Origin of the sequence: Hathewaya limosa (assembly GCF_030815255.1) — a bacterium.
Classification (GTDB): Bacteria; Bacillota; Clostridia; order Clostridiales; family Clostridiaceae; genus Hathewaya; species Hathewaya limosa.
On record NZ_JAUSWN010000001.1, the window covers coordinates 292,754 to 305,170 of the forward strand.

Genomic DNA, 12,417 nt, shown 5'->3' on the forward strand with positions numbered 1-12,417 from the left:
ATTTACTGGTGAAATGTTCTGAAAATATAATTAATAAAGATTATTTATTAAAGAATAAATTTGGAATTAAATAACCAAACTATGAATGTAGAAATATATTAATATATGTCGAATATGTACTATATTAGTATATAAATATAATTTACAAGAAGGAGGCATAAAGATGAAAAGTAAAAGAATACTATCAGCAGTACTTTCAGTATCTCTTTTAACTTCTGCAATGTTAGTAGGATGTGGAAGTTCAAGTAATAAGGGATCTGCAAATACGGCAAACGGAGAAATGGATAAGGAGCAATATTTAAATTTAGTTTTGGGGGCAGAACCAAAAAGTTTAGATGCATCTAAAGCTTCAGATCTATATTCAAGTCAAGTTCTAAATGAAGTAATGGAAGGACTTACAAGAGTAGAACAAGAAAATGGAAAAGATGTTATTAAACCAGCAGGTGCTGAAAAATGGGATGTAAGTAATGATAAAAAGGAATGGACATTCCACTTAAGAGATAATAAATGGAGTGATGGAAAGCCAGTAACAGCTAACGATTATGCTTATGGTATACGAAGAACATTAGAAGCAAAAACTGGTTCGCCATATGCTTTCCTATTATTCCCAATTAAAAATGCTAAAGAATTTAACTCTGAAAAAGCTAAAGTTAATGAATTAGGAGTTAAAGTTATAGATGACAAAACATTGAAAATAACATTAGAAAAGCCAACCGCATATTTCTTAGACTTAACTTATTTTAAAGTTATGCATCCACAAAGAAAAGATATAGTTGAAAAATCAGGTGAAAGATATGGAACAGAAAAAGATACAATGATATTCTGTGGACCATTTGCAATTTCTAATTGGGTACATAATAATAAGGTAGAACTTAAGAAGAATGAACAATATTGGGATAAAAATTCAGTAAAGCTTAATAAAGTTACAATGAAAATTATTTCTCAAGAACCTTCAAGAATGAGTGAATTATTAAATGGACAAATTGATATGGGTGCAGTTTCACATCCAGATTGGGTTAAAAAATTTGATTCAACTCAAAATTATAACGTAATAAAAGGATATGATGGTTCAACAGCATATAGTTTCTTTAATCAAACTGATAAATACTTTAAAAATGAAAAAATAAGAAAAGCATTTATTTTAGCTGATGATAGAGAAGGTAAAGCAAAAACATTATTTAGAGGATTAGCAACTCCAGCATATGCATGGTGTGCACCTCAAGTTTTAATTGGAGAAAAGGATGAGTATAGATCACTTGTTAAAGATGAACCAATTAAAAAACTAAAAGAACAATATAAAGATCCAAAGGCTCTATTAGTAGAAGGCTTAAAAGAAATTGGTGCAGATCCAGATCCAGCAAAAATGAGTATTACACTATTACAATCAGGTACAGATGCAAGATCAAAAGAATTCGCTGAATTTGATCAACAAAATTACAAAAATGCTTTAGGCGTTAATCTTAAAATAGAATATGTAGAATGGCCAATATTTGCAAAAAGAACCGATGAAAAAGATTACCAATTTGCAGGTATGGGATGGACTGGGGATTATAATGATCCTATGACTTTCTTTGATATGTGGACTTCAACTGCTGGAGTAGTTCCAACAGGATGGAAAAATAAAGAATACGATGAACTTATAAATAAAGCTTCATTAACTTCTGATGATAAAGAAAGAGCAGAGTTATTCAAAAAAGCAGAACAAGTACTTTTACAAAAAGATGGTGTAGCTTCACCAACTGTTTATAGAATGAGACAAACATATACTAGAAAATATGTTAATAACGTAATGGTACCACTATTTGGTACTACTGAAGTTAAATACGCTTATACTAAGGGAAGATAAAAACTAATAAACAGCAGGGCTATAAGCACTGCTGTTTTAAAATAAAACTTATTTAATAGAAGAAAAGACGGTTAACTAATTAAGAAAAAAGAGATGGAGGGGCAAAAGTGTTTAAATTTATTTTAAAAAGATTAGGATATATGCTATTAACACTATACATAGCGATAACAATAACATTCTTTTTAATTCATGCAATTCCAGGAGATCCACTAGCAGATTTAGCTAGAAAATTACCTCCTCAAATAAAAGCAAACTATTATGCAAAGTATGGATTAGATAAACCTTTAGCAGTTCAATACGGTACTTTTATGAAAAATTTAGTTTTCCATGGTGATTTAGGAGAATCATTAACATATCCAGGTAGATCAGTTGTGGATACTATAAAAGAATATGCACCTATTTCAGGTAAAATAGGAATTCAATCAATTGTATTAGGGTTCGGCTTAGGTGTAACTTTAGGTATTATTGCAGCCTTTAATAGAAATAAAGGGGCAGACTATTTTGTAATGTTTATAGCTATATTAGGAATATCTATTCCGAGTTTTGTATTAGCAGCACTTTTACAATATGTATTTACAGTTAAATATACATTATTACCAACAACAGGTTGGGGAGAATTTCAACATACAATACTGCCAACTATAGCAATGAGTTTTGGATCTATAGCTACTTATGCAAGATACATGAGAGCGAACTGTTTAGATGTCTTAGGTCAAGATTATATTCTAACAGCTGAGGCTAAAGGTGTATCGAAAATTTCTTTAGTATTTAAACATGTATTAAGAAATGCAATATTACCTGTTATTACAATTTTAGGACCTCAAATTGCTATGATATTTATAGGATCTTTTGTAGTAGAGAGTATATTCTCAATTCCGGGTTTAGGACAATACTTTGTATCCTCAGTACAAAATAGAGATTACACAATGGTAATGGGTCAAACAATATTTATGGCATCTCTTTATATTATTGCTTTAGTTGTTGTTGATATATTATATGGTATTGTAGATCCAAGAATAAAATTATCATCAGATACTAAATAGATGGGGGTGACAAAAATATGAGCGAAAATATAAATAATGAAAAAATATTAAAAGAAAAATTTAAGTTTATAGATAAAACAAATACTGAATCAGAAAAAATATTAAGACCGAGCATGTCTTATTGGCAAGATGCTTGGAGAAGATTAAAACAAAATAAAGTAGCAATTGTAGCCTTAATAATTTTGATTTTGATAACAATATTAACTATGATAGGACCAAGTATTTCAGGAAAGAATTTTGCTCAAGTTAATAATCAACTTATAAATTTGGCTCCATCTTCTGAACATTGGTTTGGTACAGATAATTTAGGTAGAGACTTATTTTCAAGAATCTGGATGGGAGGAAGAGTTTCTATCATAATTGGTTTAATAGGGGCGGTTATTGATACTGTATTAGGAGCAATATATGGTGGTGTTGCAGGTTATTTTGGTGGCTTTATAGATGATATAATGATGAGAATCGTTGAAATTTTACTAAGTATACCTTATTTAATCGTAGTAATATTAGTATCTTTGATTTTTGGTCAAGGAATGTTCTCTTTAATTTTAGCTATGACTATAACAGGTTGGTGTGGAATGGCAAGACTTGTTAGAGGACAGATATTACAAATTAAAGAGCAAGAATATGTTTTAGCGGCAGCAGCGTTAGGAGCAAGTCCAGCTAGAATTATAAGAAAACATTTATTACCTAATACTTTAGGAGTTATTATAGTTTCCATTACTTTTGATATACCTTCATTTATATTTGGAGAGGCTTTCTTAAGTTTTATAGGACTGGGTATTCCTTCACCTTCAACAAGTTGGGGAGCTTTAGCGGCAGCGGCACAGCCTAATATGTTATTTTATCCATACCAGCTATTTTTCCCAGCGTTAATGATAAGTTTAACAATGCTTTCATTCCAATTATTAGGCGATGGATTAAGAGATGCATTAGATCCAAAATTACGTCAATAGAGGGGGTATAAATCATGGAAAAAATTTTAGATGTAAAAAATTTAAGAGTATCTTTCCATACATATGCAGGTGAAGTTCAGTCTGTAAGAGGGGTTAGTTTCCACTTAAATAAAGGAGAAACTTTAGCCGTAGTAGGAGAGTCAGGATGTGGTAAAACTATTACATCAAAGGCAATTATGAGATTAATTCCTGAACCACCAGGAGAAATAAAACAAGAGTCAGAAATTATTTTTGGAGATAAAGATGTATTAAAAATGTCAAAAAACGAATTAAGACAAATTAGAGGTTCAGAAATATCAATGATATTTCAGGATCCTATGACATCATTAAATCCAACTATGACTGTAGGAAAACAAATAGCTGAGAGTTTAATAATTCATAGAGGTATGAGTAAAAATGATGCACTAAAAGAATCTATAAAGATGTTAAACTTAGTTGGTATTCCTAATGCAGAAAAGAGAGTTAAACAATATCCACATGAATTTTCAGGTGGAATGAGACAGAGAGCAATGATAGCAATAGCTCTTGCTTGTAATCCAAAGATTCTTATAGCTGACGAACCAACAACAGCATTGGATGTTACTATACAGGCACAAATTATGGAACTTATAGCAGATCTTCAGAAGAAATTAGGAACAGCAGTTATCTTAGTAACTCATGATTTAGGTGTAGTTGCAGATGTTGCACATAGAATACAGGTAATGTATGCAGGACAAATTATAGAAAGAGGAACAAAGGAAGAAATTTTCTATAATCCTAAGCATCCATATACATGGGCATTACTTCAATCAGTACCAAGATTAGAGACTAAGAATAAAGATACTCTTTATTCATTAGGAGGAACACCTCCTGATTTAGTAAAACCTCCAGTAGGATGTCCGTTTGCAGATAGATGTGAATATTGCATGGACATATGCAAAGAAATGATGCCAGAAGTATCAAAAATAAGTGATACACATGAAGTAAGTTGTTGGTTACAACATCCATATGCTCCAAAAGTAGAAATACCTAGTATTTTAAAGGTAAAGGGGGAATAGCACATGGAGAAAGATTTTATTGAAGTTAAAAACTTAAAGAAGTATTTTAATGTTGGTCCTAAAGCTATTTTAAAAGCTGTAGATGATGTAAGTTTTACTATAAAAAAAGGTGAAACATTGGGGTTAGTTGGAGAATCAGGGTGCGGGAAAACAACCTGTGGAAGAACAGTTATGGGACTTTATCCAGCCACTGAAGGAGAGGTAATCTTCGATGGTGTGGATATTCATAAGTTAAATAAAAAGGAAAAAAAGGCTTTTGCAAGAAGAGCACAAATTATCTTACAAGATCCATATGCATCTCTAAATCCTAGAATGACAGTAGGAGATATAATTGGAGAAGGGATAGATATTCATAATTTATATTCAGGACAAGAACGAACTAATAGAATCTATGAATTATTAGATCTTGTTGGGTTAAATAAGGAACATGCGTCAAGATTTCCACATGAGTTTTCAGGTGGTCAAAGACAAAGAATAGGAATAGCAAGAGCTTTAGCTATAGAACCAGAATTTATAGTTTGTGATGAACCTATATCCGCATTAGACGTTTCTATTCAAGCGCAGGTAGTTAACTTATTAATTAAATTACAACAAGAGTTTGGATTAACATATTTATTTATAGCCCATGATTTATCAATGGTTAAGCATATTTCAGACAGAGTAGGTGTTATGTATGTTGGTAAAATGGTTGAACTTGCATCAAGTGAAGAATTATATGCAGAGCCACTACATCCTTATACTAAAGCCTTATTATCCGCAATTCCAGTCCCAGATCCAGATATAGAAAAGAAAAAAAATAGAATTAAATTGGAGGGTGAAGTTCCGAGTCCAATAAATCCTAAATCAGGATGTAGATTTGCAGGAAGATGTAAAAATGCAATGAAAAAATGTTATGAGGTTGAACCTGAATTTAAAGAAATTAAAAAAGATCACTTTGTAGCTTGTCATTTATATTAAATAAATATATTTTATGAAATAAAAAGGTATCTTAAGATAATTTTAAATTATTTTATTAGATATCTTTTTATTTTGGTTAATAATGGAATTGTATTCATTAGCGTTAAATTTAATTTCAATTTCATTAAAGTTTTAGTAATTTTTCTATAAGTTGAAAATATATTTTAAATAGGAGTATTTATAAGTAAAAGTAAACTAGAAGTAGTTAATTGTAAAAGAACTAAAAAAACAATATTTAAACAACATAAACTAAAATTCATAATATAAAAAATATTTTGAATTTTTATAAAAAATAATGTATAATAACTTAAAAGAACTAAAAAATACTGAACTTAAGATATAATTTAAATTTGGAGTATTTTTTAATGAAAGAGGATATAAAACTATAATTAATATTCAGATAATTCTAATTAGTAACAAAAATGTGAGTGAGAGTGTTTTGTCACTTAAATTAAAATTTATGATTTGATCATTGTGTTTAAAGATTATTAATCTATCAATATAGATTGTTAGCCTTTAAATCAATAATGTTCATATAACTTTATAGGTGTTATTATAAGGAGGATTAAGTATGAAAAGTAAAAAAATTTTATCGGTAATACTTTCTATGGTTTTACTGGGGTCTTCAACCTTAATTGGTTGTGGAGGTGGAACAAAATCTAATGACAAGGCTAAAGAAACAGCAGAAAAAGGACCAGACAAAAATCAATACTTAAATGTGCTATTGGGTAATGAACCTAAGTCATTAGATGCATCAAAGGCATCTGATATTTATGCAGTTTACATGTTAAATGCAGTTTCAGAGGGGCTTGCGAGAGTTAAGATTGAAGATGGTAAAAAAACTCACGAACCAGCAGGAGCTAAAAGTTGGGATGTATCAGATGATAATATGGAGTGGACATTTCATTTAAGAGAAGATAATAAATGGAGTGATGGTAAACCTGTAACAGCTCAAGACTATGAGTATAGTTTAAAGAGATCATTAGAACCTAAGACTGGTTGTACATCAGCATATTTACTATATCCAATAAAAAATGGTGAAAAATGCAACTGTGGAAAAGCTAAAGTAGATGAAGTTGGGGTTAAGGCTATTGATGATAAAACATTAAAAATAACATTAGAAAAACCAACAGCGTATTTTATAGATTTATTAGGAAATAAATGTATGTTTCCACAAAGAAAAGATGTAGTTGAAAAATACGGAGAACAATACGGTACTGAGAAAGATAAACTTCTTTATTGTGGACCATTCGTAATAGATAATTGGGTTCATAATAACAAAGCAGAACTTAAAAAGAATGAGAATTATTGGGATGCTAAAAATGTAAAACTTGAAAAAATAACAATGAAAGTTATGAAACAAGAAGCAGCTAGAATGGGGGAACTTCAAACAGGTGCTATTGATATGGCAGGAGTATATAAACCTCAATATGTAGAAAAATTTAAAAAGACAGGTAATTTCAATATAGTTGAAGATTATTCAGGATCAATAGACTATGTTTACTTTAATCAAAAGGATAAATATTTTAAAAATGCTAAAATCAGAAAAGCTTTTGCCTTAGCAGCTGATAGAGAAGGTGCATGTAAGACATTATATAAAGGTTTAGCTGAACCTGCTACTGGATTCTGTCCTGCACAAGTTAAAATAGGTGATGAAGAATACAGAAAAGCTGTAGGAGAAAACTTTGTTGAAAAATTAGAAAAACAAAATCCGGATCCAAAAAAATTGTTAGCTGAGGGTCTAAAGGAAATAGGAGAAGATCCAGATCCAGCTAAGATGAAGATAACTTATTTAAGCGGAAGTACAAGTCCATCAGCTAAGGAACATTGTGAATTTGACCAAGAAGTAGCTAAGAAAATTTTAGGTGTTGACATGAAAATAGAATATGTTGAATGGCCAATATTTGCACAAAGGACAGATGATCTTGATTATCAAATAGCTGGTATGGCTATGAGCGGGGATTATGATGATCCTATGACATATTTTGAATCATTTAGAAGTGTTGGTGGTAATGTTCCAACAGGATGGAAAAGTAAAAAATTTGATAAACTTTTATCTAAGGCCGCTAATACTGCAGATAATACAGAAAGATTAAAATATTTTAAAGAAGCAGAAACACTTCTTCTTTATGATGATTGTGTTGTATCTCCAAGAATTTTCCCTAAGAGACAAACATTTATAAGAAAATATATAAAAGGTCTTGTAATTCCACAATTTGGACCAACTGAGTACAAATATGTTTATACACAAGGAAGAGAAAAGTAAAAAACTATAACTTTATTTTAAATTTAGGTACAGATGAAGTTGTTTTATCTGTACCTAAATTTGTATTGAGCACAAGAAAGAATAAATAAAATTTATTAACCTTTAAGTATTGTTGGATTAAATAAGGAACATACATAAAGAAAAGGAATAGAATCAATTAAAACATGAAGTTTGAAGAACTATAAATTATAAATATAAATATAGATTTGCATGAAGCTGTAAGTATTCACTGAAAAAGTATTCACTGAAAAAATGTTTTGAGATAATATGAGAGGTCAAGGAAGTTAAAAAATATCATTTTGTAATAGAAAGTTTATAATAAATGATTATTTTTTAAAAATTATTATAATAAAAATTATTTTTAAATATAGTAAGTTTCATTAGGTTTCATTTAAAATCAAAATATATTTAAAATCAAAAGGATTATGTAAAAAGAAGCTATGAGTATTTAATTTCAATAGAAATAAAAAAATCATGGTTAAAAACTACAAATAAATTTCGTGATATAAAAAAATATTTTGAATTTTTATGAAATATGATGTATAATAACTTAAAAGAATTTTAAAAAAATTTAACTAACTCAAAATATAATTTAATTTCAATCAGATTATAACGAAAAAGAAGATAAAACGACAATTAATATTCAGACAATTTAAATTAATTCGAATATTTATATGGGGCAACTTTAAAATTTTAACTTAAATTTATGATTTGATCATTATGATTTAAAATTTATTAATCAAGGAGCATAGGTTATTAAGTTTTAAATCAAAAATGTTCATATAACTTTATAGGTGTTATTATAAGGAGGATTTAGTATGAAAAGTAAAAAGATTTTATCGGTAATACTTTCTATGGTTTTACTAGGATCTTCAACCATGATTGGTTGTGGAGGAGGAAAAAAATCTGATGACAAAGATGCAGCTGCAAAAGGACCAGATAAAGACCAATATTTAAATGTATTATTGGGCAGTGAGCCTAAGTCATTAGATGGATCTAAAGCATCTGATGTATATGCAACATATTTATTAAATGAAGTATCAGAAGGACTTGCAAGAGTTAAAATGGTAGATGGTAAGAAAGTTAATGAACCAGCAGGGGCTGAAAAATGGGATATATCTAAGGATAATATGGAGTGGACATTTCATTTAAGAGATAATAAGTGGAGTGATGGTAAGCCTGTTACAGCACAAGATTATGAGTATAGTTTAAAAAGAACATTAGATCCTAAAACAGGTAGTACTTCATCATATTTATTATATCCAATAAAAAATGCTGAAAAATGTAACTGTGGAAAAGCTAAGTTAGATGAAGTTGGAATTAAAGCAGTAGATGATAAAACTTTAAAAATAACTTTAGAAAAACCAACAGCTTATTTCATAGATTTATTAGGAAATAAATGTATGCTACCACAAAGAAAAGATATAGTTGAAAAATACAAAGATGAATATGGTACTCAAAAAGACAAGTTAGTTTATTGCGGTCCATTTGTATTAGATAATTGGGTTCACAATAACAAAGCTGAACTTAAAAAGAATGAAAATTATTGGGATGCTAAAAATGTAAAACTTCAAAAAATAACAATGAAAATTATGAAACAAGAATCATCTAGAATGGGAGAACTTCAAACAGGAGCTATTGATATGGCAAATGTATCTACACCTCAATATGTAGACAAGTTTAAAAAGACAGGTAAATTTGATATTACAAAGGATTATGATGGAAGAATAACTTATGATTTTTATAATCAAAAAGATAAATATTTTAAAAATGCTAAAATTAGAAAAGCCTTTGCATTATCAGGTAATAGAGAAGGTGTATGTAAAACATTATTTAAAGGTTTAGCTGAACCTGCAACTGGCTTCTGTCCTGCACAAGTTCAAATAGGAGATGAAGAATTCAGAAAAGCTGTAGGGGAAAATTATCTTGAAAAATTAAAAGCAGAAAATCCAGATCCAAAAAAATTATTAATAGAAGGATTAAAGGAAGTTGGAGCAGATCCAGATCCAGCTAAAATGAATGTAACAATGTTACAAGCAGGTACAGATCCTTCAAGTAAAGAGTTTGCAGAATTTGACCAAGAAAGACTTAATAAAAAATTAGGTATTAATTTAAAAATAGAATATGTTGAATGGCCAATATTTGCTAAGAGAACAGATGATATGGATTATCAATTTGCAGGAATGGGCATGAGTGGAGATTATGATGACCCTATGACATATTTTGAGTCATTTAGACTTGTTGGTGGTAACGTTCCAACAGGATGGCAAAATAAGCAATATGATGAATTATTATCTAAAACTTCTAATACTGCAGATAATAAAGAAAGATTAAAATATTTTAAAGAAGCAGAAAAACTTCTTCTTTATGATGATTGTGTTGTATCTCCAAAGGTATTCCCTATGAGACAAACATTTACAAGAAAATATGTAAAAGGTGTTATAATAAAACAATTTGGACCAACTGAGTATAAATATGCTTATACAGAAGGAAGAGACAAATAGAAAAGGTTAACTAAATTATTTGGGTACAGGTAAATTTATTTTGTCTGTACCTAAATATAAATAATAAGAAGTGGAGGGATATAGGTGTTTAAATACATTTTAAAAAGATTTGGATATATGTTGCTTACATTATTTATTGCTTCAACTATAACATTTTTTTTAATACATTCTATTCCTGGTGATCCTTTAGCAGATTTAGCTAAAAAATTACCACCTCAAGTTAAAGCAAACTTTTATGCTAAATATGGATTGGACAAACCGGTAGTTACTCAGTATGGTAGATTTATGAAAAATCTAGTTTTACATGCAGATTTAGGTGAATCTTTAACATATCCAGGAAGATCAGTTGGAGACACAATAAAAGAATATGCACCAATATCAGCAAGAATAGGTTTACAAGCTCTTGTATTAGGAGTAAGTTTAGGAATTTTCTTAGGAATAGTAGCAGCATTCAATAGAAACAAAGGAATAGATTATTTCGTAATGTTTATTGCAATTTTAGGTATTTCAATTCCAAGTTTCGTTTTAGCCGCACTTTTACAATATTTCTTAACAGTAAAATTCGAATTATTACCAACAACAGGTTGGGGAGAATTTAAACATACAATATTACCAACCATAGCTATGAGTTTTGGATCAATAGCTACCTATGCAAGATACATGAGGGCAAATTGCTTAGATGTTTTAGGGCAAGACTACATTATAACAGCAGAAGCCAAAGGTGTTAGTAAGCCAGCTCTTGTATTTAAACATGTATTAAGAAATGCTATATTACCTGTAATTACAATATTAGGACCACAAATTGCAATGATATTTGTAGGATCATTCGTAATAGAAAGTATATTTGGTATACCAGGACTTGGCCAATATTTCGTAGCATCAGTACAAAACAGAGACTTTACTATGGTAATGGGACAAACAATATTTATAGCATCATTATATATAGTTTCTTTATTTGTAGTTGATATTTTATACGGAATTGTAGATCCTAGAATCAAATTATCAAGTAGTAAGTAGAAAGGGGTGTAGCATAAATGGATCAAGTTAAAAATGAACTATTAAGCAAAGAGAAGTTTAAGTTTATTGGTAATGAAGATAAAAATTCAGAACAAATCCTAAGACCTAGTATTTCTTATTGGAAGGATGCATGGAGAAGACTTAAAGAAAATAAAGTAGCTATGTTAGCAATAGTTATATTAGCAGCTATTACATTTATGACAATTTTTGGACCAGCTATTTCAGGACAAAGATTCTCAGAAGTTCATAATGATATGACAAATTTACCACCTTCTGCTGAACATTGGTTTGGTACAGATAAGTTAGGTAGAGACCTATTTGCAAGGGTTTGGATCGGTGGTAGGGTTTCAATCCTTTTAGGTATCATTGGTGCTATTATCGATTGTATAGTAGGATCAATCTATGGAGGAGTTTCAGGATATTTCGGTGGTGTAGTAGATGATATAATGATGAGAATACTTGAAATATTGCTTAGTATTCCTTATTTAGTAGTTGTTATTTTAATTTCCTTAATTTTTGGAAAAGGAATGTTTGCTCTTATTTTGGCCATGACAATTACAGGCTGGTGTGGTATGGCAAGACTGGTTAGAGGGCAAATACTTCAAATAAAAGAGCAAGAATATGTACTTGCAGCTGCAGCCCTAGGTTCTAGTGCCTCAAGGGTTATAGGAAAACACTTATTACCTAACACATTAGGAGTTATTATAGTTTCCATTACTTTTGATATACCTGGATTTATATTTGGAGAAGCTTTCTTAAGTTTCATAGGATTAGGAATTCAGTCACCAAATACT

General features: G+C 29.7%; 9 protein-coding genes. All 9 read left to right on the top strand.

Annotated features, from left to right (window positions below; genetic code table 11):
* The first annotated feature begins 163 nt into the window (after positions 1-163).
* Positions 164-1,846, top strand: a complete 1,683-nt coding sequence (locus QOZ93_RS01315) for a peptide ABC transporter substrate-binding protein (RefSeq protein WP_307354809.1) — start codon at positions 164-166, stop codon at positions 1,844-1,846.
* Between the two features lie 107 nt (positions 1,847-1,953).
* Positions 1,954-2,889 carry an ABC transporter permease gene (locus tag QOZ93_RS01320; protein WP_307354810.1) on the top strand — a complete coding sequence of 312 codons (936 nt, stop codon included), beginning with the start codon at positions 1,954-1,956 and terminating at the stop codon, positions 2,887-2,889.
* A 17-nt stretch (positions 2,890-2,906) separates the two neighbouring features.
* The gene (locus QOZ93_RS01325) at positions 2,907-3,842 is read left to right on the top strand and encodes an ABC transporter permease (protein ID WP_307354811.1); all 936 of its coding nucleotides are present in this window, start codon (positions 2,907-2,909) and stop codon (positions 3,840-3,842) included.
* 14 nt (positions 3,843-3,856) lie between these two features.
* On the top strand, positions 3,857-4,879 hold the full coding sequence (locus tag QOZ93_RS01330) for an ABC transporter ATP-binding protein (protein WP_307354812.1): 1,023 nt from the start codon (positions 3,857-3,859) through the stop codon (positions 4,877-4,879).
* A 3-nt stretch (positions 4,880-4,882) separates the two neighbouring features.
* The gene (locus QOZ93_RS01335; protein ID WP_111943652.1) at positions 4,883-5,836 is read left to right on the top strand and encodes an ABC transporter ATP-binding protein; all 954 of its coding nucleotides are present in this window, start codon (positions 4,883-4,885) and stop codon (positions 5,834-5,836) included.
* Positions 5,837-6,407: 571 nt separating this feature from the next.
* Positions 6,408-8,102 (top strand): peptide ABC transporter substrate-binding protein, encoded by a 1,695-nt coding sequence (locus QOZ93_RS01340; protein ID WP_307354813.1) that lies wholly within the window; start codon positions 6,408-6,410, stop codon positions 8,100-8,102.
* An 818-nt stretch (positions 8,103-8,920) separates the two neighbouring features.
* Positions 8,921-10,606: a peptide ABC transporter substrate-binding protein gene (locus tag QOZ93_RS01345; RefSeq protein ID WP_307354814.1), complete on the top strand. Its 1,686-nt coding sequence runs from the start codon at positions 8,921-8,923 to the stop codon at positions 10,604-10,606.
* An 84-nt stretch (positions 10,607-10,690) separates the two neighbouring features.
* Positions 10,691-11,623, top strand: coding sequence for an ABC transporter permease (locus QOZ93_RS01350; RefSeq protein ID WP_111943646.1), 933 nt, complete (start codon positions 10,691-10,693; stop codon positions 11,621-11,623).
* Positions 11,624-11,640: 17 nt separating this feature from the next.
* A partial coding sequence (locus tag QOZ93_RS01355) for an ABC transporter permease (RefSeq protein ID WP_307354815.1) occupies positions 11,641-12,417 on the top strand: 777 nt, incomplete at its 3' end.

Bases quoted from the DNA above. Each gene is read 5' to 3' on its own strand.
- QOZ93_RS01315 (WP_307354809.1), top strand. From the start codon at position 164: ATGAAAAGTAAAAGAATACTATCAGCAGTACTTTCAGTATCTCTTTTA.
- QOZ93_RS01325 (WP_307354811.1), top strand. From the start codon at position 2,907: ATGAGCGAAAATATAAATAATGAAAAAATATTAAAAGAAAAATTTAAG.
- QOZ93_RS01330 (WP_307354812.1), top strand. From the start codon at position 3,857: ATGGAAAAAATTTTAGATGTAAAAAATTTAAGAGTATCTTTCCATACA.
- QOZ93_RS01335 (WP_111943652.1), top strand. From the start codon at position 4,883: ATGGAGAAAGATTTTATTGAAGTTAAAAACTTAAAGAAGTATTTTAAT.
- QOZ93_RS01340 (WP_307354813.1), top strand. From the start codon at position 6,408: ATGAAAAGTAAAAAAATTTTATCGGTAATACTTTCTATGGTTTTACTG.
- QOZ93_RS01345 (WP_307354814.1), top strand. From the start codon at position 8,921: ATGAAAAGTAAAAAGATTTTATCGGTAATACTTTCTATGGTTTTACTA.